The 25,646-nt window shown below is 65.1% G+C and carries 26 protein-coding genes; 13 read left to right on the top strand and 13 right to left on the bottom strand.

Translation table 11 applies throughout. From position 1 onward, the window contains the following. Positions 1–259: 259 nt before the first annotated feature. The 6 genes from ACO054_RS11530 (at position 260) to ACO054_RS11555 (ending at position 5,718) form a co-directional block, all read left to right on the top strand. On the top strand, positions 260–1,708 hold the full coding sequence (locus tag ACO054_RS11530; protein WP_421706724.1) for a DegQ family serine endoprotease: 1,449 nt from the start codon (positions 260–262) through the stop codon (positions 1,706–1,708). 365 nt (positions 1,709–2,073) lie between these two features. Next, positions 2,074–2,751 (top strand): winged helix-turn-helix domain-containing protein, encoded by a 678-nt coding sequence (locus tag ACO054_RS11535; protein WP_421710356.1) that lies wholly within the window; start codon positions 2,074–2,076, stop codon positions 2,749–2,751. 10 nt (positions 2,752–2,761) lie between these two features. Next, positions 2,762–4,162 carry an ATP-binding protein gene (locus tag ACO054_RS11540; RefSeq protein ID WP_421706725.1) on the top strand — a complete coding sequence of 467 codons (1,401 nt, stop codon included), beginning with the start codon at positions 2,762–2,764 and terminating at the stop codon, positions 4,160–4,162. 45 nt (positions 4,163–4,207) lie between these two features. After that, positions 4,208–4,978, top strand: coding sequence for a DUF1194 domain-containing protein (locus ACO054_RS11545; RefSeq protein WP_421706726.1), 771 nt, complete (start codon positions 4,208–4,210; stop codon positions 4,976–4,978). Between the two features lie 21 nt (positions 4,979–4,999). Beyond that, positions 5,000–5,296 (top strand): hypothetical protein, encoded by a 297-nt coding sequence (locus tag ACO054_RS11550; protein ID WP_421706727.1) that lies wholly within the window; start codon positions 5,000–5,002, stop codon positions 5,294–5,296. Positions 5,297–5,505: 209 nt separating this feature from the next. Further along, positions 5,506–5,718: a hypothetical protein gene (locus ACO054_RS11555; RefSeq protein ID WP_421706728.1), complete on the top strand. Its 213-nt coding sequence runs from the start codon at positions 5,506–5,508 to the stop codon at positions 5,716–5,718. A 63-nt stretch (positions 5,719–5,781) separates the two neighbouring features. On the opposite strand, the gene ACO054_RS11560 is transcribed toward ACO054_RS11555, so the two are convergent. The 6 genes from ACO054_RS11560 to ACO054_RS11585 form a co-directional block, all read right to left on the bottom strand. Continuing rightward, on the bottom strand, positions 5,782–6,252 hold the full coding sequence (locus ACO054_RS11560; RefSeq protein ID WP_421706729.1) for an OsmC family protein: 471 nt from the start codon (positions 6,250–6,252) through the stop codon (positions 5,782–5,784). Between the two features lie 169 nt (positions 6,253–6,421). Next, complete coding sequence (locus tag ACO054_RS11565; RefSeq protein WP_421706730.1) at positions 6,422–7,048, bottom strand: hypothetical protein; 627 nt, start codon at positions 7,046–7,048, stop codon at positions 6,422–6,424. A gap of 495 nt (positions 7,049–7,543) precedes the next feature. Next, a complete protein-coding gene (locus ACO054_RS11570) occupies positions 7,544–8,593 on the bottom strand; it encodes a TRAP transporter substrate-binding protein (RefSeq protein ID WP_421706731.1) in 1,050 nt (349 codons plus the stop codon). Positions 8,594–8,675: 82 nt separating this feature from the next. Next, positions 8,676–10,001, bottom strand: coding sequence for a TRAP transporter large permease (locus ACO054_RS11575; protein ID WP_421706732.1), 1,326 nt, complete (start codon positions 9,999–10,001; stop codon positions 8,676–8,678). Continuing rightward, on the bottom strand, positions 10,001–10,507 hold the full coding sequence (locus tag ACO054_RS11580; protein WP_421706733.1) for a TRAP transporter small permease subunit: 507 nt from the start codon (positions 10,505–10,507) through the stop codon (positions 10,001–10,003). Before ACO054_RS11580 ends, ACO054_RS11575 begins: the two co-directional genes overlap by 1 nt. A 19-nt stretch (positions 10,508–10,526) precedes the next feature. Further along, positions 10,527–10,652, bottom strand: coding sequence for a hypothetical protein (locus ACO054_RS11585; RefSeq protein WP_421706734.1), 126 nt, complete (start codon positions 10,650–10,652; stop codon positions 10,527–10,529). 198 nt (positions 10,653–10,850) lie between these two features. Between ACO054_RS11585 and ACO054_RS11590 the strand changes: the two genes are divergently transcribed. Further along, on the top strand, positions 10,851–11,726 hold the full coding sequence (locus tag ACO054_RS11590) for a MurR/RpiR family transcriptional regulator (protein WP_421706735.1): 876 nt from the start codon (positions 10,851–10,853) through the stop codon (positions 11,724–11,726). A 31-nt stretch (positions 11,727–11,757) separates the two neighbouring features. Here ACO054_RS11590 and ACO054_RS11595 read toward each other — a convergent pair whose 3' ends face one another. From ACO054_RS11595 to ACO054_RS11620, 6 genes are all read right to left on the bottom strand, one after another. Next, the gene (locus tag ACO054_RS11595) at positions 11,758–12,540 is read right to left on the bottom strand and encodes an ABC transporter ATP-binding protein (protein WP_421706736.1); all 783 of its coding nucleotides are present in this window, start codon (positions 12,538–12,540) and stop codon (positions 11,758–11,760) included. Then, a complete protein-coding gene (locus ACO054_RS11600) occupies positions 12,537–13,364 on the bottom strand; it encodes an ABC transporter permease (protein ID WP_421706737.1) in 828 nt (275 codons plus the stop codon). Before ACO054_RS11600 ends, ACO054_RS11595 begins: the two co-directional genes overlap by 4 nt. Continuing rightward, on the bottom strand, positions 13,333–14,334 hold the full coding sequence (locus ACO054_RS11605) for an ABC transporter substrate-binding protein (RefSeq protein WP_421706738.1): 1,002 nt from the start codon (positions 14,332–14,334) through the stop codon (positions 13,333–13,335). Before ACO054_RS11605 ends, ACO054_RS11600 begins: the two co-directional genes overlap by 32 nt. 42 nt (positions 14,335–14,376) lie before the next feature. After that, entirely contained in the window at positions 14,377–16,548 is a 2,172-nt protein-coding gene (locus tag ACO054_RS11610; protein WP_421706739.1) for a hypothetical protein, read from the bottom strand. A gap of 165 nt (positions 16,549–16,713) precedes the next feature. Further along, positions 16,714–17,115, bottom strand: coding sequence for a DUF2946 family protein (locus tag ACO054_RS11615; protein ID WP_421706740.1), 402 nt, complete (start codon positions 17,113–17,115; stop codon positions 16,714–16,716). Positions 17,116–17,262: 147 nt separating this feature from the next. Then, positions 17,263–18,312, bottom strand: a complete 1,050-nt coding sequence (locus tag ACO054_RS11620; RefSeq protein WP_421706741.1) for a trans-3-hydroxy-L-proline dehydratase — start codon at positions 18,310–18,312, stop codon at positions 17,263–17,265. A gap of 389 nt (positions 18,313–18,701) precedes the next feature. On the opposite strand from ACO054_RS11620, the gene ACO054_RS11625 reads away from it, so the two are divergent. Beyond that, positions 18,702–18,974, top strand: a complete 273-nt coding sequence (locus ACO054_RS11625) for a metal/formaldehyde-sensitive transcriptional repressor (RefSeq protein ID WP_421706742.1) — start codon at positions 18,702–18,704, stop codon at positions 18,972–18,974. Between the two features lie 29 nt (positions 18,975–19,003). Further along, a complete protein-coding gene (gene dmeF, locus ACO054_RS11630) occupies positions 19,004–19,930 on the top strand; it encodes a CDF family Co(II)/Ni(II) efflux transporter DmeF (RefSeq protein WP_421706743.1) in 927 nt (308 codons plus the stop codon). Between the two features lie 36 nt (positions 19,931–19,966). Here dmeF and ACO054_RS11635 read toward each other — a convergent pair whose 3' ends face one another. Next, positions 19,967–20,896, bottom strand: coding sequence for a LysR family transcriptional regulator (locus tag ACO054_RS11635; protein ID WP_421706744.1), 930 nt, complete (start codon positions 20,894–20,896; stop codon positions 19,967–19,969). 127 nt (positions 20,897–21,023) lie between these two features. On the opposite strand from ACO054_RS11635, the gene ACO054_RS11640 reads away from it, so the two are divergent. The 4 genes from ACO054_RS11640 (at position 21,024) to ACO054_RS11655 (ending at position 25,625) form a co-directional block, all read left to right on the top strand. Next, positions 21,024–22,064: a TRAP transporter substrate-binding protein gene (locus tag ACO054_RS11640; protein WP_421706745.1), complete on the top strand. Its 1,041-nt coding sequence runs from the start codon at positions 21,024–21,026 to the stop codon at positions 22,062–22,064. 126 nt (positions 22,065–22,190) lie between these two features. After that, entirely contained in the window at positions 22,191–22,724 is a 534-nt protein-coding gene (locus ACO054_RS11645; RefSeq protein WP_421706746.1) for a TRAP transporter small permease, read from the top strand. Then, on the top strand, positions 22,721–24,010 hold the full coding sequence (locus ACO054_RS11650; protein WP_421706747.1) for a TRAP transporter large permease: 1,290 nt from the start codon (positions 22,721–22,723) through the stop codon (positions 24,008–24,010). The genes ACO054_RS11645 and ACO054_RS11650 overlap by 4 nt, the downstream gene beginning before the upstream one ends. A gap of 25 nt (positions 24,011–24,035) precedes the next feature. After that, positions 24,036–25,625, top strand: a complete 1,590-nt coding sequence (locus tag ACO054_RS11655; RefSeq protein WP_421706748.1) for an N-acyl-D-amino-acid deacylase family protein — start codon at positions 24,036–24,038, stop codon at positions 25,623–25,625. Positions 25,626–25,646: the final 21 nt, after the last annotated feature.

Raw genomic sequence — 25,646 nt, forward strand, 5'->3', positions numbered from 1 at the left:
AGTCTGGCGCAACCGCCGCCGGCTGCCAAGGTCTGGAGATCGAGAGAATTGGGATGGGTGGAGCGCACTTTCCGCCCGGCCTGTGGCGCGTTGCCCGATTTTCGACAGAGTTTCAGGGCGTGATAGAGGGTGATCGGGCGGTGCCCGCGGCGAGTCGATTGCGCGAGATTACAACAAGTTAATCCGCCGGACAGGCCGCCGTAAGCCTGCCGCCCTATACTCATCCCGACCCCGTTTTACAGTGGAGACGAGCCACACAATGTCAGTACGTCAAGTGGTCAGCAGCCTCGCCAAGGGCGCTCTGCCAGCAGCGCTTGCAGGCGTCCTGGTCGTGGCAGCGACAGTCGCCGAGGCCAGACCGGCGCCGGAGAGTTTCGCGCCGTTGGTCAAGGAGGTCAGCCCCGCTGTCGTCTTCGTCGCGACCGAGCGGCAGGGCAGTAGGGAGGCACCGCGCCTGCCCTTCCCGGAGGGCTCGCCCTTCGAGGAGTTCTTCGAACGCTTCGGCGTCCCCAACATGCCGGAGGGCCAGCAGCCGAGACCGCAGCGCGGCGTCGGCTCGGGCTTCATCATCGACGACGAAGGCTTCATCGTGACGAACAATCACGTTGTCGAAGACGCGGACGAGATCGAGATCACGCTCGACGACGGCCGCACCTATCCGGCCGAACTGGTCGGTTCCGATCCGCAAACCGATCTGGCGGTTCTCAAAATCGAACCGCGAGGCGACCTGCCGGTTCTGGACTTCGGCGATTCCGATGCGGTGGAGGTCGGCGACTGGGTCATGGCCGTCGGCAATCCCTTCGGGCTGGGCGGTTCGGTCACCGCCGGCATCGTCTCCGCCCGCAGCCGCAACATCAACGCCGGTCCCTACGACGACTTCATCCAGACGGATGCCGCGATCAACAGGGGCAATTCCGGCGGTCCCATGTTTAACCTCGACGGCGAGGTGATCGGCATCAACACCGCCATCTTCTCGCCCTCCGGCGGCTCCATCGGAATCGGCTTCGCCATCCCATCCAATCTGGCGCAGCCGATCATCGCGCAGCTCAAGGACGGCGGTACGGTAGAGCGCGGCTGGCTGGGCGTGATGGTTCAACAGGTCACGCCAGAACTCGCCGAAGCGGTCGGCCTGGACAGTCCCCGCGGCGCGTTGGTCGCAAACGTCGTGCCGCGCGGCCCGGCCGCAGCCGCCGGCCTGGAACAGGGCGACGTGATCGTCAGCTTCGCGGGCAGTGCAATTGAGGAGATGCGGGATCTGCCCCGTATCGTCGCCGGCACTGAGATCGGCGAGGGTGTCGAGGTTCAGGTCTGGCGCGACGGCGAGGAGGAACGCTTCCAGGTCGAGATCGGCCGACTGGAGCCCGAGCAAGCTGCCCTGGCACCGGAGCCTGAAGCGGCACCGGGAGCCTCCGCCTCGGAAAGCCTGGGCGCCGATCTGGTTGCGCTCGACGCGGAAACCCGACAGCGCTTCGACCTGCCCGGCGACGTCGACGGCGTGGTCATTGTCGAGGTACGCGGAGACGGACCGGCAGCCGAGGCGGGTCTGCGCCCCGGCGACGTCATCCGCCGCGTCGACGGCGAAAGGATCGAAACCCCGGCACAGGTGTCCGACGCCCTGTCGGAAGCCGCCTCGGGTCAGCGATCCGCACTGGTTCTCGTCGAGCGCGACGGCAATCCCCTCTTCGTGGGGGTCAAGCCCAGCGTTTGACCCGTCCCGGCGGATGCCCGGCAGACGGACCGGTCGTTCACGACGCTCACCTCGCCGGCAGGCGCCACCCGAGAGGGATCGAGGCCCTGCCGGCTTTTCTTTGTCGTCGGACTGCGGCGGCACGCCAGAGACACCGATGCACGGTCGGCGATCGCCGACCCGGAGCGGAGGCGGGCTCCGGCAATCGAAGAGCACGTCCCGCATCGACTTGAACGCGGGGGGAGCAGGGGGCAGAGTCCATGCAAGACGATCAGCGGACACCCGATCTTAACCAGATCCCTGATGTTAATCGGACAGCCGATCTCAACCGGACGGCGGCAGAGCGAGACTCGCAGCTTCACAGCAAGACCGGACACAAGCTGACGATGCGCATCTTGATCATCGAAGACGACGACGAGACCGCCGACTACATGCGCAAAGGCCTGAGCGAGTCGGGACACGTGGTCGACCGCTCCGACAACGGGCGCGACGGCCTCTATATGGCCTCGAGCGGCGAGTACGACGTGGTCATCCTGGACCGCATGCTGCCGGCTCTCGACGGGCTGAAGGTTCTGGAGGCTCTGCGCGCGGCGAGCATTCAGACGCCGGTTCTGATACTCAGCGCCTTGGGCCAGGTCGACGACAGGGTGAGCGGCTTGCGGGCCGGTGCCGACGACTACCTGACAAAGCCCTTCGCCTTTTCCGAGCTACTCGCACGGCTGGAGTCCATGACCCGTCGCCAAACGGCCGCTACGCCGGAGACGACGCTGACGGTCGGCGACCTGACTCTCGACCGGCTGAGCCGAAAGGTCGTGCGCGCGGGTCAGTCCATCGACCTGCAGCCGCGCGAGTTTCAGCTGCTGGAGTTCCTGATGCGCCACACGGGCCAAGTGGTGACCCGCACCATGCTACTGGAGGGGGTTTGGGACTACCACTTCGATCCCCAGACCAACGTCATTGACGTTCACATGAGCCGACTGCGCCAGAAGATCGACAAGGGCTTCGAGTCGGCCCTCATCCGCACCGTGCGCGGCGCCGGCTACTCCCTTTCGGCCGAGGGCTGAGGCAGCCGACGTGGCGAGCCAGCGCCTCCTCCCCGCCGGAGCGACCGCACGTTTCGCACTGGTCTACTTTGGATTCTTCGCGCTTTCGGTCCTGCTGCTGCTCGGCTGGGTCTATTTCCGCACCGTGCCGATGCTGGACCGTCAGGTCGGAGAGACGGTGGCCGCCGAGTTGCGCGGCCTGGCCGATCAGGCACGCGAACGCGGCCTGTCGGGACTGGTCGAGGCCATCGAACGGCGATCCGGAGAAGGCGGCGACCCAAACGGCGTCTACCTGCTGGTGAGCCCACAGGGCGACAAACTGGCCGGCAACCTGGGCGCCTGGCCCGAGGCCGCGACGGGCGACGGCGACTGGGTGCTGCTGACGCTGCGGCGGCGAACGGACGAGGGCGCGCAGCCCAGGCAGGTCGGCGCCCGCAGCTTCGGCCTGCAGACGGGACATCGCCTGTTGGTGGGCCGCGACTTCGGCGCCCGCGCGCACTATGCCGGCGCCCTGGTCGAAGCCCTCGCCTGGGCCCTAGGCGGCGCTCTGATCCTGGGCGTCGGGGGCGGCTGGCTGATCAGTCGCAACGTGGCCCGGCGCGTCGGTGCCGTCACGGCGACCAGCCGGCAGATCATGCGCGGCGACCTTTCGCAACGCATGCCCAAGGACGGTAGCGGCGACGAGTTCGACCGGCTGAGCGACAGCCTCAACGCCATGCTGCAGCGGATCGAGGAGCTGATGACGGGACTGCGCACCGTCAGCGACAGCTTGGCTCACGATCTGCGCTCCCCCCTGACCCGGCTCAAGGGCCGCATCGAACTGGCGCTGCGCGGCCCCGAAGACAGCGAGGCCTATCGAGACGCCCTGGAACGGGCCCTGGCGGAGGCCGACCATCTGCTGGCGACCTTCAGCGGCCTGCTGTCCATCGCCCGGGCGGAAGCCGGCGCGGCGAAGTCTCAATTCGAACGACTCGATCTCGCGCAACTGGCCGAGGAGGTCAGCGAACTTTACGAGCCGGCCGCAAGCGACGCCGGCTTGCTCTGGCGGAGCGATATCCAATCCCCGGCACCAGTCGAGGGCCACCGTCAGCTTCTCGCCCAGTTGATTTCCAACCTGCTCGACAACGCCCTCAAGTACTGCGGCGCCGAGGGCTCCGTGGATCTGGCCGTTCGGACGGGCGCTGCCGGGGTCGAACTGGTGATCGCCGATAGCGGTCCGGGTATACCTGCGGCCCATCGGGAGACGGTGCTGAAACGCTTCGTCCGGCTGGACGAGAGTCGCCGCGAACCTGGCAGCGGGCTGGGTCTGTCGCTGGTCGCCGCCGTCGCGAAGCTGCACGGCGCCGAGCTGCGTCTGGAGGACAATCGACCGGGTCTGCGCGTCCGTCTGGTCTTCGAGCGAAGCCAAACCGCAGCGGATCCAAAGGCTTGACGGGATACACCCGCGACCTACGGCCACTGGGGTAGACTGGTGTCTATGCGCGCCCCGCTCGTCCTTCTCGCGATGCTCCTAACGACCGCGCCGAGCGCCGCCGAGACGCAAGCGGAGCCGAACCATGTCGATCTGGAGCTCGTTCTGGCCATCGACGCCTCCGGTTCGGTCGACGAGGCCGAATACGGCCTGCAGATGTCCGGGCTGGCCGAAGCCCTGCGCGACCCCGAGGTGGCCGCGGCAATCGCCGGAGGGCCGACCGGCGCCATCGCCGTGACGGCCATGCTCTGGGCCGAGGGCAACCGTCCGAAGCAACTGCTCGGCTGGGCTCGTCTGTCGGACCGGACCAGCATCGAGAGCTTCGCCGCAAAGGTGGCGGGGATGCCCCGGGACCTGCCGGCCGGCGGCACCGGGATCGGCAAGGCCCTGCAATATGCGACTTGGGAGATCGAGCGCAACGCCTACACGAGCCGTCGGCAGGTCATCGACCTGTCGGGCGACGGCCGGGAAACCGCCTTCCGCGAATTCAGCCTGTCGGCCGCTCAGGGCCGCGCACTCGCCGTCCTCAAGGGCATCACGGTCAATGGCCTGGCCATCTTGAACGAAGTACCGGATCTTGCCGACTACTACAGAGCCGAGGTCAGCGGAGGTCCAGGCGCCTTCGTCGAGGTGGCGCACGGTTACGAGGACTTCGCCGAGGCCATGAAACGCAAGCTGCGGCGCGAAATCGAATGGCGACCTCAGATCAGCCGCACCTCTGCTGGCGACGGCGCAGCGGCTACCGCTGAGCGCCGGGAAGGTCGGGCTGCCCGCTAACTCGCTGAAAGGTCTCGTGTCATGAAGAATTCACAAAAGGCCCAACGGGCCGATTTCGAGGCGGCGGCAGTCCACGCAGAAGGGCGCAGCTTGGCCGACCTGCAGGCCGAAACGGGGCTGCCGGCCGGCCCTTCGCGATGGATGCTGGCCGTCGGAAATGTCCGTCTTCCGCTTCGCCTCTTCGCCGCTCTTGCCTTACAGATCAGAGGCTTGAAGACAAGCGCGCCGAGCACTGAAGAGGCCCGAGTCCTGGCCCGAGACGCGGGTCTCACGCCCTATGACGGCCATCTTGCGGAGAGCCCCCTGCGCACCGGATGAACAGCGGGAACCGGCGATCTCCCCACCTACAGCAGGGACAAGGCGGCGCCCCGCGCAGGTGGAATTGACTTGGCGCAAGGCCTATCTAAAGCGCAGCTTCATACTAGGTTATCGGGTTTCGCAGTCAGGACCGATGCCGGTGTAGGTGTCCTTGGTGTCCTACTGTGGATACGGCAGGGCTGATTTTCGGGAGGTCACGACCAAACGCCATGAAACAGCCCAGTGCATCCGATCCTTTCACGGAAGTCGTAACGCAACCGCTCGTCCTGGATGGCCAACTGGCCGGCCTGACCCTGTCCCTGGGCCACAACCTCGTCTTCTTCACGACAGAGCCTGACCTGGCGACACTCGACGGCGGCAGCTTCGCTTCTCTGGCTCAGCTGACGGCACAGGTGCGGCGCGTGCGCGCCAAGCGGGCCTAGAACAGACCCGCCGGACGTCGCTTCCTTATCCGCCTACGTCCCACGTTTCGCTGCGACGGGCGGTCAGGAGCGCTCCAGAGAAACGTTCGGCTCGTGCCGCACCGGGAAGTTGACGGAGCGGGCGATAAAGCAGTTCTCGGCGGCCTTGGCGTGCAACGCTTCGGCCAAATGGAGATCGCCGCCGGCCGCAATCGTCACCTGCGGACGCAGAACGGCCGAGACGAACTGTCCACCACCGCCGCTCTCCATCTCCATCTCCGCCGTCGCCCTGTCGCTGTAGTCCAGAACGAGCAGGCCGGAGGTGGAGCAGAGATGCAGATACCAAAGCAGATGGCAGCCGCTGAGCGCCGCCAGCAGAAGATCTTCGGGATTATGTCGGCTGGCATCGCCCCGAAAGGCCGGATCGGACGACCCTAAGAGGTCGGGCCGACCGGCAATCGAGACCCGATAGCCGCGTCCGTAACTCTTGTAGTCCCGGGTCGGCCCTTGCTCCGCCGCCGACCAGGTCACCGTCGCTTCGTAGCTATGGGTCATGATCCTGTCGCAGGGGACTCCGTTTCGAGAGATATCCGGTCTGACCCGGCGTCTGTCCGACAGGTTGAAGCAGGACCGCCTGGGCGGACTCGCTTGGCGGGTCCACCCAAGGCACGGTTCTGCAATCTGGCCCTACTGCGATCGAGTGTCTGCCCAGCAACTGGGGAGACTACGCGCGGCGGGTCAGGCTCTCGATGATCTTCAGCAGACGGTCGGACTCGGCCTGATGATCCTGCCGGCGCTGTTCCAGTTCCGCCCAGAGACGATCGACCTCGCTGCGCAGGAAGGCGGCATCGCTACCGCCCGCGGCGGCCGCGGCGGTTACGGCGACGGCACGCTTCACCACGGCGGCCTTGCGCCCGGCCGTCGTGCGCCGCGCCGATGCTTTCCGGCCAGCCGGAGCGGCCTTGGGTGCCGTTGCAACCACAACGACGGGGGCCGTCGTGGGAGCCGTTGTCTTCTTGGCCGCCTTGCGGGTCGCCTTACGCGCGGTCTTCTTGGCGGGCTTCTTGGCAGACTTGCTCGGGGCCGGCTTACTCTGGGCCGGCTTACTCTGGGCTGCCGCTGCCGACTTGGCCCGAACGGCCTGTGCCGCCTTACCCGATCCGGGACGGCGTCCACGACGGGGTTTGGAGGCAGATTCCGTCACGAAGCGCTTGAGCGCCTCGACATCGACTTTGCGAACACGCCCCTCGGTTTGAGACGGCACCTTGTTCTGATCGATTAGACGATAGATGTGCGCGCGAGACAGTCCGCTTTCCGCGACAGCCTCGGCGACTTTCTTGAAGTTAGGCATTGCCTATCCTATGCAAGTTCTTGTGGATCAACGGGATCATTACCGGAGAGATTCCGGAGCGTCACGAAAAAAATGAATGCAGGAGACAAGTAACTGCTTCGTTAACTCAAGTGATCACGATTTGGGAAAGCGCAAGGAGTCCAAACGTGCTTTTCCTGGCGAACAGACGTTTCTCACGACACCGGCGTTTCTCAGGAATGGGATGCTTGCGCCATCCCTTCGCCGCATACGAAGACCGACTGCGCAGAGGTCGAGCGTGGCCGTCTCGTCATCTTCTCGCGCCGTCCTTGTACCGTCTTTGCCACCGCCCCTCTGGGAGGCCTGAAGCGAAAGATCCCCGGAAGAGACGCTTCCGGGGACCCTTGGACCGAACCTGGCCGGTCCGGTATCGGCTGGAGCGCGATCGCGCTCGAAACTTATGATGAGAGGCGGAGTCACGTCTGAGATGGAATCGCTCGCCGACCCCACCTCAGACGATCCTGCTCTAACAGAGCATCAGCCGTAGCGGTACGGCGGCCCGGCCTTCTGCATGACTTCGCGATACTCCTTCAAGATCGCGACGACGCGGGCATTCCGGTCGCTCTCGGCGGCGATCTCGTCCCAGAACTTCATCGCCTCGCTCTCGACCTCCTGCCATTCGCTATCCGGGATGGTCGTCAGCTCCAACTTGTCTCCACCGGTCCTGAGCCTCGCTTCGCCACCCCAATACCAGTGCTGACGGTAGTAGTGCGAGCTGTCCATGCAGAGACGGAACAGAGTCTTGAGATGCTCAGGCAACTCTTCCCACCGTTCGGAGTTGGCGAAATAGGAGCCGCACCAGGCGCCGGAAATGTTGTTGGTAAGGAAATAGTTTGTCACATCGGCCCAGCCCACCGTGTAGTCCTCGGTGATGCCCGACCAGGCGATTCCGTCCAGTTCGCCGGTCTGGACCGCGACCTCGATATCCTCCCAAGGCAGGGTGACCGGGACGACGCCGAAGCGCGACAGGAAGCGGCCGGCCGTGGGGAAGGTGAAAACGCGCTTGCCCCTCAGATCCTCCAGGCTGCGGATCGGGTCGACCGTGGCGAAGTGGCAGGGATCCCAGGCGCCGGCCGACAGCCAGGTGACACCGTCGATCTCACCGTAGGCTTCCTCCCAAATCTCCTTCAGGCCGTAGTCGTTGAAGAGGACCGGAACATCCAGGCTGTAGCGGGTCGCGAAAGGAAAGTAGCCGCCGAAGACCGAGATATCGACCGGCGCGGCAATGGAGTCGTCGTCGGACTGCACCGCGTCGATGGTCCCGCGCTGCATGGCGCGGAACAGCTCGCCGGTCGGCACCAGCTGATCCGCATAGTAGAGCTCGATCTCCATCTCGCCGTTCGCGACCTTGTTGAAGGCGTCGATCGACGGCTTGATGACATGCTCGGCCAGGGCGGCACCGGCGTAGGTTTGGAGCCGCCAAGTGATCTTCGACTGCCCGTGGACCGCCGGCGCCGCCAAAGCGGCGGCGCCCGCCGTGGCGGTCGCGACCCCCGCCGTCTTGAGAAACTTGCGTCTGCTCGTCATTGGTCTTCACCTCCTCGTTCGGGTTTTTTGTCCGCGGACACCTGCCCGTCTGAGCGAAACGGGCGGCGCCTTCTTTCGTTCGTCAGCGTCCGTAGTGCAGCTCCGGCAGCCAGAGCGCGATCTGCGGGAAAGCCATCACCAGAACCAACGACACCAGCATCACCGCCACGAAGGGAATGATGGATCGGTAGATGTCCATCAGGGTGATTTCAGGCGGTGCCATGGCCCGCATCAGGAAGAGGTTGTAGCCGAAGGGCGGGGTCATGTAGGCGATCTGGCAGGTGATGGTGTAGAGCACGCCGTACCAGACGAGATCGAAGCCGAGCGACCCGACCAGCGGCACGTAGAGCGGTGCGACGATCACCAGCATCGCGGTGTCGTCCATGAAGGTCCCCAGCAGCAGGAAGGAGAGCTGCATCAGGATCAGAATCTCCCAGGGACCGAGCCCGAGATCGCTGGTGAAGAAGCCCTCGATAGCCCGCACCGCGCCGAGGCCGTCGAAGACCGCGCCGAAGCAAAGCGCCGCCAGGATGATCCACATGAACATGCAGCTAATGGCCAGCGTCTTGCGGATCGTCGCCTCCATCACCGGCCAGGTCAGCCGCCCCTTGATCAGCGCCGCCAGCGTCGCCGAGACCGCGCCGACGGCCGAGCTTTCGACCAGCGAGGTGACGCCCATCAGAAACAGGCCGGTCATGGCGAAGAAGATGGCCAGCGGCAGAACGCCGGCGCGCAGCAACTTCAGGCGGTCGGCGAGGCTGTAGCGATCCCGCTCCTCCCGCGACAGCACCGGGCCCAGTTCGGGCGTGATCCGGCAGCGCACGACGATGTAGAGCACGAAGAGAGACGCCATCATCAGCCCCGGCAGAACCCCTGCCAGCCAGAGCTGACCGACCGGCTGGCGGGCGATCATGCCGTAGAGCACCAGCACGACGCTGGGCGGAACGAGAATCCCCAGGGACGATCCGGCCTGTACGACCCCGGTCACCATCAGCTTGTCGTAACCTCGGCGCAGCAGTTCGGGCAGCGCGATGGTCGCGCCGATGGCCATACCGGCCACGCTGAGCCCGTTCATCGCAGAGATCACCACCATCAGCAGGATCGTGCCGATCGCGAGCCCGCCGGGCATCGGCCCGAACCAGACGTGGAACATGCGGTAGAGATCGTCGGCGATGCCGGATTCCGACAGCATGTAGCCCATGTAGATGAAGAGCGGCAGCGTCAGCAGCGGATACCACTTCATCAGCTTCATGGCCGCCGAGAAGGCCATATCGCCGCCGCCCTGCCCCCAAAGCAGCAGAGCAGCGATGGAGGCGACCGCGCCGATCGCCGCGAAGACGCGCTGGCCCGTGATGAGCATCAACATCATCGAGGAGAACATCAGCAGGGCGACGACTTCGTGTTCCATCAGAGCTCGATCCCGCGCAGCCGGCAAAGGTCGCGGATCCAGGTCGCGATGGCCTGCAGCAGCATGATGAAGATGCCGACGCACATGACGATCTTGATCGGCGCCATGTAGGGCCGCCAGGCGGTGTAGCTGCGCTCCCCATAGACCACGGCGTAGATCGAGCTGTTGATCCCCCCGTAGAGCAGCAGAACCAGGTAGGCGATGAGAAAGAGAATCGTGAAGGAATCGACCCAGGTCTTCGTGCGGTCGGACCAGCTTCCATACAGCAGGTCCATGCGCACATGGCCGTTCAACTGCATGGAGTAAGCGCCGCCCAGCAGGAAGTAGGCGACCATCAGAAACTGCGCGACCTCGAAGGTCCAGATCGCCGGCAGGAAGAAGGTCTTGGAGATCGAGGAATAGAGCAGCACGCCGATCATCGCGAAGATCAGATACATCGCGATCCGCCCGACGACCCGGGCCACTGCCTCGACAGCGCGAACGTAAAGCCTGAGCGCCGCAATCACGTGCCTGTCCCCACCCCCGTCACTGCTCGCCCGCCAAGGTCAGCTCGGCAGAGTTACCCGGCAGTGTTCGCACACGAACCGGATCCGAACCGCCCTGCTCCAGATCGCGAGAGCCGGACGGCGAGCGGGTCTCCGCCAACGCCATATCCCCAAAATCTTTGTGTCATCTTTCCAGATGTCTCGGGACAGTCAAGGCGATTCTGAAACGTTTCTTTCGGGCTCGCGCGACTAGACACATTCGCTTCATAAGCAGTTAGACTGTTCCCCTCCTCCGGCGGCGGGGCGGTCGGCGACGGCGGAAACGAGACCTGGGCTTCGGGACAGGGGACACGGGAGACAGGATGTGGCGAGCACAGCAGACCTCACCGTCGCGGAACGCATCCGCAGCCGCTTCGCAAGCCTGACCCGCGCCGAACGCCAGCTCGCCGACGCCCTGCTCGCCAGCTATCCCGTCCTAGGACTGGACAGCATCGCAAGCGTGGCCGAAGCCTCGGGCGTCTCAGGTCCGACCGTCGTCCGTATGGCCAAGAAGCTTGGTTTCGCCGGGTTCCCGGAACTGCAGGCGGCCCTGCGCGCGGAATTGGAGGCGACGATCTCCACACCGATCGCCAAACACGACGGCTGGGCCGCCGAGGCGCCCGACACGCACATTCTCAATCGTTTCGCCGAGGCGGTGATGGAGAACCTGCGCCAAACGCTCGCCCGGATCGATCCCGAGACCTTCGATGCCGCAGTCGGGCTGCTGTCGGACCGCGAGCGGCGCATCTACGTGGTGGGCGGCAGGATCAGCCGCGCCCTGGCCGACTACTTCTTCACCCACCTGCAGGTCGTGCGGCCCGGCCTGACGCTGATCGCCCCCAACGCCAATACCTGGCCGCACTACGTGCTCAACATGCAGCCCGGCGACCTGCTGGTGCTGTTCGACGTACGCCGCTACGAACACGACCTGCTGCGTCTGGCCGAGATGGCGAAGGCACAGGGCGCGGTGCCGTTGGTCTTCACGGACCAGTGGGGCTCGCCCGCCACCAAGCATGCGGCCCACAGCTTCCATGCCCGCATCGAGGCGCCCTCCGCCTGGGACTCCTCCGTCGTGACACTTTTCATCGTTGAGGCGCTGATCGCCGCCGTTCAGGACTCGGGCTGGGTGGAAACACGCGAGCGGATGCGCAGTTTGGAAGCGCTGTTCGACCAGACACGGCTGTTCCGCAAGTTCGTCTAGTGCCGGCCAGATCGCTGCGCCGACGCCTGCCTTACACTTGGTCCGACCCCAGCGTGTCCGACCTGAACAACAGACGCCGCGCGGCGGCCTGAACGGCATCACCGTCCCGGTCGGCAGGGCGCAGGTCGAAGGTCTCCCGATAGGCGAGACGGCCGTCGGAGGTGATCGCCACCACCTGATCGGCGATGCGGGCCGCCTCCAGGAGGTCGTGCGTCACCAGAACGGCCCCGAGACCGCGTCTTTCGACCAAGGCGCGCAACCTGTCCTGCAGGCTTCGGCGCATCTGCAGATCCAGACCGTTGAAGGGTTCGTCGAGGAGCAAGAGCTGCGGCTCGGCGGCGAGAGCCCGGGCCAGGGCGACCCGCGCCCGCATCCCGCCGCTGAGCTGGGCCGGATAGAGACCGTTCGAGCCGGAGGGGAAGCCGCACTCGGTCAAGAGGCGGGCGGCCTGAGCCGTCCGCTCCCGCCGGTCGGGGGCTGTCGAGACGGCACCGAGCGCGACGTTGCCCAGCGCCGTGCGCCAGGGCAGCAGACGATGATCCTGAAAGACGAAGGCCGTGCGTTCGCCACAGCTTCGGACCCGACCGGAACTTGGCTCGATGAGCCCCGCAAGCAACCTCAGAAGAGTCGTCTTGCCGCAGCCCGAGGGGCCGATCACCGCCACTAGACGAGCGGGTTCCACCGCGAGATCCACATCTTTCAGGATCCGTCGCCCGCCAAGCGCGACGGAGACGGCACGCAGGGTCGCCAGGGCTTCGGGTTGGGGACCTGCGAACCGGGCCGGGGTCGGGGTCTGCTTCGACGACAGCGTCATGAGGTCACCTGCGGCCCAGTGCGCACGGCCGGCTCGCGCCAGGGCTCCAGCTTGCGATAGAGCGGTTGGATCACGCCGTACTGCACGGCCAGGAAGCTGCCGACGGCCAGCAGGATCCAGGCGAAACTCTCGGCCGTATCGAGGTTCGATCTGGCCGTGGCCAGCCCGGACCCGATGCCGCTGTGGGCGCCCAGGAGCTCTGCCATGACAGCGACCTTCCAGGCGATCCCGAAAGCCGTCACCAGCGCCGGCACGAGATAGGACAGCAGATGCGGCAGCATGACCTCCCGCAAGAAGCCGAGAAGCGTCAGGCGAAAACTCTCCGCCATCTCGACCAAGGCGGGGTCGAGCGTCCTGACGCCCTGCACCACCGCCAGGAAGACGATGGGTACGAGCGCGACCGCGATGGTGAAGATCACGGCCTGACCGCCCAGTCCGAACCAGAGCAGCGACAGAACCACCCAAGCGATGGGCGGGACGGCGAGCATCATCGAAAGCAGCGGTCCGACCGCCAGCCGCAGGGGAACCGAAAAGCCGGCGCCCAACCCCAGCAGAATGCCGATCGCGAGCGCCGCCAGGAAGCCGCAGAGAACACGAAAGGCGGTCTCCAAAAGATACGACAGCGCGACGCCGTCAAGCAGGATGCGCACCAGGGCCGCCAGAGTTTCCAGCGGTGACGGCAGAGCGATGGGACTAAGCGCGAGACTGCCCAACCACCAAAGCAGGAGCAGGCCGGACAGACCCACGCCGCTCCAGACGAGCCGCTTCAGCAGCCCCGGCGGAGACCCGCCCCTAAACCTGGAGATCGAGGTAGAAGTCGTCATCGGGAAGCCTGCCCCCAAGAAGTGCCGCGGACTCTTCGGCCAAGGTCGCGTAGAGACGCTCCAGCGACGGGCGCGCCTGGGCCGGCGTTCGGACGGAGAGGTTCATGAAGGGTATCGCCCGTTCCAGAACGGGCTGTCGCAAGCCGAGGTAATCCTCCCCGAGCCACGCGGCCGAGGCCGGATTGTTCGTGACCCAGGCAGTGGAGTCCCGCAGCTCCGACACCAACCGGTTCGGCAGATCGGGAAACCGCTGCCGGAGACCGTCCTGCAGGATCAGGACAGCCATGGGAATGTCGAGCGCCGCGCCGCTCGTCTCGGCATAAAGTTCCTGAAAGTCCAGCGCGCGGACGACGGGCACCGACTGGGCCAGCCCCCGCATGATGGAAGCGGTCGCCGCCGGCTCCTGCAGCACCGCGAAGTCGGCCTGTCCGGCCAGCAGGAGCTGCGCCGCCTCGATGGGGGTCGCGGTATACTGAACGTCCAGGTCGTCCAGCCTCATGCCCTGCGCGCGCAGCAGCAGCTGGAACACCCGGTCCGGCATATCGCCCCGAAAGGGAACGAGGACCCGCTGCCCCGCCAAGCCGGAGAGATCATCCAGACCGCCCCGGGTCGTCATGAGATAGAGCATACCGGTGGTCAGCACGCCCGCGAGGCGCATGCCGGTGCCGCGGTTGTAGAGGTTGGCGGCCGTGGGCGCCGGTGAGGTGGTCAGCTCGATCTCGCCGGAGACGACCCCGGCCCGCATCTCGTCAGGCGAGCGCCAGATCGTCAGGGTCGCATTATCCGCTAGGGGCGCGAGGCTGTTGCGGTCGACCAGGTGGGCCAGCGGCAAAGAGACACCGATGGGCGCTCCAAAGAGTTGCAACGACTGGGCGAAGGCCCTGGAGGGAATGCCGGACAGCGCGGCGGAGACCGTGGCGCCGGCGGCTAGGCCGCCCAGGACCGAGCGGCGTGTGATCGCGAAAGGCATGTGCGGTTCCTTTCTCGGTTAGAAAGTCACGATGGCATTGACCTAGAAGGTCACGATGGCATTGACAAAGAGGGACCGGCCGGGCGCGGAGATCCGCTCTCTCTGCCGGGAGTCGAGCGTGTGGCGCGCGACATGCTCTCTGTAGTCGCTGTCGAAGATGTTCTCGATGCCGAGCCGCAGACCGATCCGGTCGTAAAGCTGAGCACCGGCATAGAGGTCGAGCACGGCGAAACCGTCGGTGTCGCCCTCGTCGAAGCCGGATCCCGTAGCGGCGTTGTCGTCGACGCGGGTCTGATCCGCGACCAAGCGCAGCTTGCCGCCCACGGACCAGGTCCCGAAGCTGCCGAGCCGGTCGGAATAGTCGAGCAGGAAATTGCCCTCGAGCGGCGCAATTCCGTAGAGAGGACGGTCGTCGCTGCTGTTCTGCCCGTAGCTGTAGATCAGGTTGGCACGGGCCGAGAGATTCGTCGTGACGTTCCACTGGCCGTCGAGTTCGGCGGTGAAGAGGTTGGCGTCGACATTGCGGAAGATCAGGGCACCGTCGTCTCTCAGCACACCGGACTGCAAGCGGGCGGAATCGCGGGTGATGAAGTCCTCGACGTGAGAGAAGCGTAAGGCGCCGGACAGCTGCCAGGCACCGGGCAGGATCGTTGTGCCGCCGCGCCTGGCCCGACCGAAGTCAATCCAGTCGGGACCGTCGAAGATGAAGCCGGTGGCCACCTGATAGTGCCGCTCGGGATCGAGTTCCGGATTGCCCACCAGACGATTGGCAGCCTGGGGCGGCGGTGTGGTACCGGCCCAATAGCGCTCCTTAGAATCGGCCGCCCGATCCGTCCGGGCCAGCTCACCGAACAGCGTCAGACGGTCGTCCAGGACTTCATGCTGATAGACGGCTCGGGCTGACAGCAGGTGGTCCGTCTGTTCCACCTCCGTCGCACCGTAGTAAAAGTCGTAGAGATTGGACGCTGTGGCGGGCAGACCCGGCGCGAGATTGGCGAAGGGCCCCTGCCCGGCTCGATCCGTATCCTGAGCATCGGCATGGACGAAGCGGTAGCCCAGACCGAAACGCAGGTGATCGTCCTCGCTGAGACTTGTCGCCGTTTCGAAGGTCGGGCCGACCTCGGCGACCGCGATATCCGGGAATAAAGGCGAGGCCAGGCCGTCCAACTGCGGTTCGGGACTGGCCGCGTTCAGATCGGTCAGACGCTCGCCGTCGCGCCGCTCGACGATCCAGTCGATACCGAGACGGTTCTCGAAAGCACCGGCAGAGAAATCGCCGAACAGCCGGCCGTCGACGAAGAAGCGCTCGTTCTCCACCTCGATCCGCCGGGCGCCGGGCCCGACAGTAAAGTCCCGCACATCGAAATTATTGTTGAGGCGCTCCGCATCGCGGATCCGCACCTCCGCCCTGATGCGCGACAGGGCGTCACCCGGGACGTCCCGCAGTTCGAACCCGAGCCGTCCGACCAACCTGTTCGTTTCGACGTTGTCCAAACGCGAAGACGGCGTCGCGTCGTCATCGATGTCGTCGCGCAGGAAGACGCCGAAGGCCTCGAAGTCGGCAGAGGGCGTCCAGCCCAGCACGAGTTGCTGGCTGTTGCGGGTGTATTCGAAAGGAACATCCTGACCGCCGCCGTCTTCGAAGTCATCGCGGGCGTCGACGCCCCGCGCGAAGGCGCGCGCATAGCCCTCCGGCCGGCGCAGAGTCGCCTGGCCCAGTCCCTCCACCGTGTCACCCGGCGTAGCGTAGCCGCCGGCGACCTTGAAGGGATCGGCGTTGCGCCGCAGCGTCTCGCCCCAGCCGCTCGGCAGGCGGATGTTGTCCGTCCGATAGGGCATGTCTCCCGGCGCTCGGTCGAATTGGAAGAGAGGCGCGATGGGCAGCGGACGGGAGTCCCGATGCTGGCGCAATCGCGGCAGGAAGTTGGTCACCGGCTGGACGCCCCGGCCCGGCGGGCGAGCGCCATCCAGCCCCGCACCGCGAACCGCCTCGAACTGGCGGATCGGGCTCGTGTGGATCGGCTGAACATCGCCGTTCTGGATTTGGAAGAAGGGGGTGCCCGAGCTGCTTTCCTGGGCAAAAGCGACACCGGCCGGCAAGCTTGCAGCCAAGGCCGCGGCGAGGCCCAGGGCGAGGAGATCGATCCGGCCGCACGACGTGCGCCAGCTTGGAACCCGCACGAAGGCGTGGGGCGCCGAATAGGTTTTGGACATTTGACGACTCTTCGTTGGCAGCCGGCCAGTCGAACCGGACTGCGGACTTCCAAGTACCACCGAGAGAGGTTCACGCTGAAACGGGAAAGGCGCCGCAGGCAGCCGGAACCGGTTTCGACGCGTCTGCTCGATGGTGGAGATCGGTACGGGCCGAAACCCGGGCGATCAAACGGTCAAGGAAGCCGGAGGCGCCCGGGCAAGGCAGCGGGCGACGGCGGGCGGCCGAGGCGCAGAGGCCTGCTGAAGCTCCACGATCCGCGCGCCGGAGATCGTCCGCGCGATCTCGGCAAGGATCGGAGCCGGGAGTAGAGCACCGCCGGAAAGAGCGCCGCAGAGGGGACAGGGTTGCTTGCCCTGTTCGGACCCTTCCGACAGATCGACGAAACCCTCGGGCGTCCAGGCCATAAGCTTCATGCCCGAGGGGGTGCAGATAACGATGATGGGGCCAGCGGCGTCGGAGACGTCCACCGGGGGTAAGGACGCCGCCAGCGAGACGTGGCCGGCCAGATTGACCAGCAACGCCACGACGGCCAAGGCGGCGGCAAGACGGCGAAAGGGCCTTTGCATGGGCAGGAGACTACCGGACCTTGTAGGAAGAGTTCCAGTGGAAGCGAACACGCCTCAACCTACTATTTTGACGAACTGAGTCGAAGCCTCGCTCGTTCGGGTTGCCTCCGTCGAAAGCTACTTCACTTTACGCCGGATACAGCAATTTCAATGCGCGAGACTGGGCCAAGTGTCGGAGAGCCGATATCCCTCGGGCCAGGGATCTTCGGGATCCAACAGAAGTTGACGCATCCCGGTGATCCAGGCTCGTCCAGTTACAGTCGGTACAATCGCCGGGCGACCTGCGACCTCAGCGGTCGCCGCAATAGTACAGTCGAACTGCGATCCGATAATCGAGCATGCACGGTAGCTTTGGCCCGTGTGCATCAAACCCTTCCGGTGCAATACCGCCATGCGCGCGGAGCACCCGGTACCTGTAGGGGAACGATCAACCTTCCCGGGCTGCACCACTACGGCTGTACGGCCGGTCAGGGAGCCATTGACGTCCCGCGACAGAGGCCCAGCGAACTGACAGAAGGAAATGTGCTGCCAATCCGGGTTCGTTGGGTGCTGAAATCCCAACTGCTCGTTCGCTGCGGCAGTGATCGCGACGCCGAGTTCGGCGAGCTCGCGGGCCTCGCTAGGCTCGATCTGAAATCCGAGCGCTGCAGCGTCAAGGATGACAAAACTGTCGCCACCATAAGCGACGTCGACCGTTGAGGTGCCGTGTCCGACGACCTCTAACGGCACGTCGAGACGGTCAACAAAGGACGGAAGGTTGGTTAGGGTCACAGCGTCAACCTTGCCGCTACTGCAGCGCGCCCGCACCTCGATCAAGCCAGCCGGCGCCTCCAGTACCAGCCGTGTCTCCGGTTCCTGCATCGCCAGAATGCCTGTTTCCAGCAAGACGGTCGCAACGCAGATCGCGTTGGATCCCGACATCGGCGGCGTGTCTTCCGGCTCCATGATGATCCAGCCCATCTGAGCTCGCGGGTCTTTCGCTGGCACCAACAGATTAACGTGGCGGAAGACACCACCGCGCGGCTCGTTCAAGACGAAGCGGCGCAAGGTCTCGTTCTCGGCAATGAAACTGCGCTGTGCCCAAAGCGTGTCGCCAGGAGGCGGAGGCACACCGCCAACGATGACATCGCCGACCTCTCCCGCTGCATGACAACAGACAATCTGAACAAGCTTCGACGAACGCACGATCGTTTCCATACCTGAGATGAAAGATACGAGTCGACGTTAGCGTGCAACGTTGCGCGTTTGCTCAACAAAGTTCAGGCCTATGCTAGGCGTACCGCTGCGAACTCTGTCGAGTCGTGACGGCAATAACGTATCGCTTCATCTATTTGTAGCGACGCGGCACGGTAGCCCAATCCTCTGATCTCAAGAAGATGGCATTCAGCATCCCCGCTGTCGTCCGCACGCCAACCGTCCTACTGGCTGCAAGGCCGGGTCGGTTCCATGAAATGCCAATCAATCAGTTTGAGGGCACGCTCCGACCGGACGGCCCCCGTTCCAGTCTCGTGACAGCGATGTTCCGAACATCTAGCCTTGCTCAATTATAATATACCCCCCTATATTATCTAGGGAGGAGTCGGATCATGTCTCATGTCGTTCGCGAAAGGGCGAAGCTGCTGGCACGCGTGCGCCGGATGAAGGGCCAGATCGAGGGCGTCGAGCGTGCCTTAGAAGGTGATGCAGCCTGTGGCGAGGTGCTTCGCCAACTTGCCTCCATTCGTGGCGCACTCACAGGGCTGACGAAGGAGGTCGTGGAAGATCATCTGCACGAACATGTTCTGGCTGCATCGACCAAGGCCGAGCGCGCGGAGGGCATTGAAGACGTCCTTCAAATCCTCGGTACCTACATGAAGTGAGCGGATCCGGACGCCCAGAAGGACCTGTTTTGGACAAGCGAAAGCCATCGGCACTCGCCCATGAGCATGTCTTTCTGGGCGCGAACCAGGAACGCAACGAGCGCAAGGTGTGGCTGGTCATTGTCCTGACCGCCACCATGATGGTTGTCGAAATCGTCGCTGGATATGCCTTTGGGTCGATGGCGTTGGTTGCCGACGGGTGGCATATGTCCACCCATGCCGGCGCGATGCTGATTGCGGTGGTGGCCTACAGATATGCGCGTCGTCACGCGCGGAACCCAAGCTTCAGTTTCGGGACCGGCAAACTTGGCGACCTGGCCGGTTTTGCCAGTGCGATAGCCCTGGCGCTTATTGCGCTGCTCATCGGTTGGGAGAGCCTTCTGCGCCTCGCCGACCCGGTCCCGATCAGTTTCGATCAAGCCATCCTGGTCGCGGTGATCGGCCTTATCGTGAATCTGGTTAGTGCCTGGCTCCTGCGGGACGACCACACTCACCATCATGGTCATGGTCATCATCACGACCACGATCATGCGCAAGACCACAACCTGCGGGCTGCCTATCTCCATGTCTTGGCCGATGCCCTGACATCTCTATTGGCAATCGTCGCGCTGCTGCTGGGACGGATCTACGGATGGTCCTGGGCCGATCCGGTCATGGGAGTGGTTGGCGCACTGGTCATCACCCGCTGGTCTTGGGGACTTATTCGCGACGCAGGCGGCACTCTGTTGGACAAAGTGCCGGACAGACACCTGGAGGAGAGAATACGGGAAGCTATCGGGAGCGGCAAAAACGAGATCACCGACCTGCACATCTGGCGCGTCGGGCCAGGCCATTGCGCGGTGATCGTTTCCCTGGTCTCCTCAGACCCGTTACCTCCCAGTGACTATAAAAAGCGCCTGTCGGAGATCCACGAAATCTCACACGTCACTGTCGAGGTACAGCCGATCGCGGCGTAACGGAAGAGCGCCTATTTCGTCACCCGACTTGACGCTCTAGCCCGAGGCGGCTTGTACCTGGGCGACCTCAGTCCAATAGGTGACGGCAATGTCCCGGAAATGCTCGAGAGTCGGCGCCTCCTCGCCGTGCCGCCAAGCCAGCACCGTCGGGATCTCGTAGGGTTCCCCCTCAAGCCGTCGCATCACGATACCCCGGCGCGGCCGTCGCGCGATGCTCTCGATGCTTAGGGTGACCCCGATCCCGGCGGCCACCAGCCCCAGGATCGCCTCGCTGTCGGCCGCCTCCTGCGCCAACCTCGGCAAGAAGCCGGCACCTTGGCAAAGATGAGTCACGTGGGTGTGAAAATGAGACCAGCGTTCGCTGGCACCCAGCACGAAGCCCTCGTCCGCCAGATCGCCAAGCGCGACCCGCCGCTGCTCGGCAAGCCGATGCCCCGCCGGCAGGACCGCAACTATATGGTCGCGCTGAACTGTATGGGTCTGCAGAAAAGGCAGGTTGATCGGCCCCGTCAGGAAGCCGGCGTCGATCCGCCCTTCGCGCAGCGCATCGATCTGCGTCGCCGTCACACCGGGCGTGAAGGTGACGGAGATTTCGGGAAAGGTGGCGCGGAAGGCATTGACGATGTCCGGTAAGGCGCCGGCGATGGCGAAGTCGGTGTAGCTGACGCGCAACTGCCCTAGCAGCCCCTTGTCCGCACGCGCGGCATTGTGGGCGAGGTCCGCCGCCTCCCTCAGCAGACGCGCGCCTCCGGCCGCGAAAATGCGTCCCGCCGCCGTCAGCTCAAGCCGCCGGCGGTCGCGCGAGATCAGCAGCGCGCCGAGTCCCTCCTCCAGATTGCGCAGGGTCCGGCTGAGGGCCGGCTGGGCGATGTTCAGGTGGCGCGCGGCCTGCCGGAAGCTGCCGTGCTCGACCACCGCGAGAAAGCAGGCGACATGCCGAAGGTCGAAGCGTGGACGCAGAGACATTGATGCTCTTTCGGTATCAAAGAGGAACCGAATGATATTATGCGCGACTGCCCTTGCCCACTACGCTTTTGCTTATGGGAAATCAACCGGACGGTCGAACGAGGCACGTCCGTGGGAGGCGAAAATCATGAACACGTCAGTCAAATCACCTTTCGGAACCACAGCCCGCTCGTCCGTGCTGCGGGGCGCCGCCGTCGCAGTCCTGAGCGCCGGCATCGCTCTGGCATCGGGCAGCGGCGCGGTCCTGGCCCAGACCACCATGAACCTCGGCTGGGGCACACCGCTGGACTCCAACAACGGTGTCTTCGCGAAGAAGTTCGCAGAGTTGGTCGACAGCTACACAAACGGCGAGGTCGAAGTGAAGCTCCGGCCCTCCGGACAGATCTCCAGCGAGGACGACGCCTTCAAGGCGCTGCAGCTCGGCACGGTCGACAGCTATCTGATCTCGCAGAACAACATCTCCCCGCACTTCGGGATGATGGACGTCTTCGTCCTGCCCTACGTCTTCCGCAGCCGCGATCACGCGATCGCCGTGCTGGACGGTGAGGTCGGAAGTTTCATTCAGGAGAGGCTTTTCGAGCAGACCGGTGTCCACCTGCTCTCCTTCAACAACGTCGAGCATCGCGATCTCTACAACAGCGTGCGGCCCATCGAGACCTTCGAGGACTTCGGCGGCCTGAAGTACCGGGTGCCGAAGAACGAGGTGATGATCGAGACCTTCAGGGCCTTCGGCGCGGAGCCGGTGCCGCTGGCCTGGTCGGAAACGCCGACGGCGCTGCAGACCGGTACTATCGATGGCGGCGACAACGGCACCAGCGTCATCCTGGACATGAAGTTCTACGAGTTCGCTGACAACCTCGCGATCCTGGAGCACTTCTCCGGCTTCACCCCCTTGCTGGTCAGCGACCGCTTCATGTCGCGCATCGACGAGGAGCAGGCCGAGGCCCTGCGCCGCGCCGCCCTGGAGGCGCAGGATCACCAGCGCACCGTCATGAAGGACGAGATCCAGAAGGTGCGGGATGCCCTGGCCGGTCACGGGATGCAGGTCACCTATCCCGAGAAGGCGCCCTTCATCGAGGCCGCCGAGAGCGTGCAGAACAAGTTCGCCGACGAGAAAGGCGAAGACTTCCGCAACCTGCTGGTCCGCATTCGCGAGACCGAAGGCTAAGGCGCGCGACGAACGGCCGGCGGGGCGCGCTCGAAGAGCGTCCCGCCGGACAGTCGTGTCGCGATCCCTTTTTCCCGGAAGAGGCCATACAGAGGCCTCTTCCTGCTGCCAGCGGTATCTTCAATCATGAGACTGCTTCTCGACCGTGCGGAAGAGATCGTCGCACAGGCCGCGCTCTGTCTGATCGCCGTCTGCGTCTTCGCGCAAGTGATCAGCCGCTACGTGTTCAGCACCGCCATCACCTGGACGGAGGAGCTGGCTGGCTTCGCGATGGTCTGGGCCGTCTACATGGGCGCCGCCGTGGCGGTGCGGGATCGCTTCCACATCCGCATCCTCTTCGCGGTGGAGGCCCTGCCCCGCCCCCTGGCCCTGGCTGCCATCCTGCTCGGCGACCTGCTCTGGATGGGCTTCTGCACGCTGATGCTGGTGGTGGGCTGGGAGTACATCTCCCTGCTCTGGCAGCGAGAGTTCATTTCCCCCTCCCTGGGTATCGACCAGAAGTGGCCGCAGAGCATCGTCATCATCGGCTATGTCGCGATCATGTTGCGGGCCGCGCAGCTCTACGTCCGCTGGTTCGCGGGCGGGCGTGTGGGTCTACCGGGCATCACGCCGTCGTCTCCCGACGAACCCCAGCGGGCCGAGGGAACCGGTAGCCGATGAGCGCCTCCCTGATCGTCGTTCTCTGCTTCGTCGGCTTCACGCTGCTGGGCATGCCGCTGTTCGCGGCGGTCGGCCTGACCACCGCCGTGGCCCTGGTGCTGATCGACATTCCGGTGACCCTGCTGGCGCAGAACGCCTTCACGGCGCTGCAACCCTTTCCGCTGCTGACCATCCCCCTGTTCATTCTGGCCGGCCGTCTGATGGAGACCGGCGGGATGGCCTCGCGGATGATCGCCATCGCACAGTCCTTGGTCGGGGCCTATCGCGGCAGCATGTCGATGGTCACGATCTTCGGCTGCGCCCTCTTCGCCGCGCTCTCGGGGTCCGGCCCCGCGACCACGGCGGCAATCGGCAGCGTCACGATCCCTGAGATGGTGCGCCAAGGCTACCGGCCGCGTTTCGCCGCCGCCGTAGCGGCCTCCGCCGGCGCGCTCGGCAGCATGATCCCACCCAGCAACCTGATGATCATCTACTGCCTGGTGGCCGAGGAATCGATCCCACGCATGTTTCTCGCCGGTTTCCTGCCCGGCATTTCGGTCGCGCTGATGCTGATGGTGACGGCCTACGTAATCTCGGTTCGGCGCGGCTACGGCTCGACCGGCGACCGCTTCTCCTTCCGCCCGCTGCTGCAGGCCCTCTGGCGGGGCAAGTGGGCGGTCTTCGCGCCGGTCCTCATTCTGGGCGGCATCTACGGCGGCGTCTTCACGCCGACCGAGGCGGCCTCGGTCGCCGTCTTCTACGCCCTGTTCATCGGCGTCTTCGTCTATCGCGAGCTGACCTGGGACCGCTTCGCCGACGCCCTGAAATTCACAGCGTTGATGAGCGGCATCCTGATCATCATCGCGCCCTCGCTCGCCTTCGGACAGGTCCTCGCCTTCTACGACATGCCGCAGGCGGTCCAGGCCTTCCTGGACACCGTCGCGGCCAATCCCTTCTGGGTCATGGTGATCGTCGGGCTGATCCTGATCGCCGTCGGCACCTTCATGGAGTCCCTGGCGCAGATCATCCTCTTTACACCGATCTTCCTGCCGGGGCTGGTGGCGATGGGCGTCGATCCCATCGTCTTCGGCATCTTCATGGTCATGAGCTGCGAGATCGGCTTCCTGACCCCGCCGCTGGGCGGCAATCTCAACGTCGCCGCGCGCCTGACCAACATTTCCATCGAGCAGGTGTCGGTCGGCGTACTGCCCTTCATCCTGCCCTACATGGTGATGATGCTGGCGATGATCGTCTTCCCCGAGATCATCACCTTCCTACCCGATCTGGTCTATGGACCGCGCCTGTGAGACCGCAGAGCGGAAGACGGCCCGGATGATCGAGACGCTGCTGCTCAACGGCCGGGTGATCGACGGAACAGGCAGCCCCGCCGTCATCGCCGACGTGGGGATCGCCGAGGGGCGCATCGTCGCGGTCGGCGACCTGAGCGAGGCCGAAGCGCAGACGCGGATCGACGTGACCGGCCTGACGGTGACACCGGGCTTCATCGACATCCATACCCACTCGGACGCGATCCTGCTGGCCGACGGCAAGGCCGACAGCCAGGTCATGCAGGGGGTGACGACCGAACTGGCGGGCCAGTGCGGCTACAGCTTCGCCCCGGTGGGCGACGCCCGGCGCATGGAGCGCTGGATGGTGGGACGGCTGCCCGGGGTCGAGGTGACCTGGCGATCCTTCGGCGGCTACCTCGACGCCCTGGAGCGCAAGTCGCTGGGCCTGAACGTCATGGCCATGGTCGGGCACGGCGCCGTGCGCGGCGCCGTCCTGGGCGACGAGGTGCGTCCGCCGAACGAGGACGACCTGGAGCGCATGACCGAGTTGGTCGCGGAGTCCCTCGACGAAGGCGCCTGGGGCCTGTCGACCGGACTGGAGTACTGGCCGGGGTTGGGCGCGACGGCGAGCGAGCTGACGCGGCTCTGCCGGGTGGTGGCCGAGCGGGACGGCTTCCACGCCTCCCACGTGCGCAATCGCGACGTCCACTACGACCTGGGCTTCATGGAAGTGCTGTCCGTCGGACGCGTCGCCGGGGTGCGCACCCAGATCTCGCACATTCAGCCGAAGTACGGGCGCCCGGATCACGCCATGACCCATACCCTGGAGATGATCGACCAGGCCCGCGCAACCGGCCTGGACGTCGCTTTCGACGTGATCCCGCACGAGTGGTCTCATACCGGCGTCGCCGCGATCCTGCCCGCCTGGGCGCGGGAAGGCGGCGTCGAGAAACTGCTCGAACGGCTGCGGGATCCTGAGCTGCGCAGCCGCATGAAGGTCAACCCGGCCCCCATGTGGCGGCTGGTGTTGGACGACCGTTGGGATCTCATCCATTTTCTGCGGGCCGATAACCCGGACATTCTCGGCAAGACCGTCGCGACCGTCGCGGCGGAGCGCGGTACCGCACCTTACGACACGGTTCTCGACCTGCTGCTGGAGGCCGGCGAGAACGCCCTGCATATGCTCTGGACCTCCAAAAGTTTCTTCGAGGAAGACCTGCGGCTTTGTCTCATCCGTTCCGACTGCGGCGTCATGTCCGACACCTTGGCGCTCAGTCGGCGCGGCCCAACCGGTGGCCTCATCGGCTCCCTGGCCGGCTACGGTTGGGCCGCGCGCTTTCTCGAACACTACGTGCGGAACCTGGAACTGATGCCGCTGGAAGAAGCCATCCGCCGGGTCACCAGCTTCCCGGCGGAGCGCATCGGGATCGCCGACCGAGGCGTCCTGCGGCCCGGCGCGGCGGCGGACGTCGCAGTCTTCGACTACGACAAGGTGACCTACAAGGGCAGCCTGGAGGACCCTCGGCAACACCCGCGCGGCTTCGTCCATGTCCTGGTCAACGGCCGTTTCGCGGTGAAGGACGGGATGCGGACGGAACAGGACGCAGGCGAGGTTCTGCGGCGCGGGGCGTGACCGTCCCGACCGTCTCCTACA

It is taken from the genome of Algihabitans sp. (genome assembly GCF_965226985.1).
GTDB lineage: Bacteria > Pseudomonadota > Alphaproteobacteria > Kiloniellales > DSM-21159 > Algihabitans.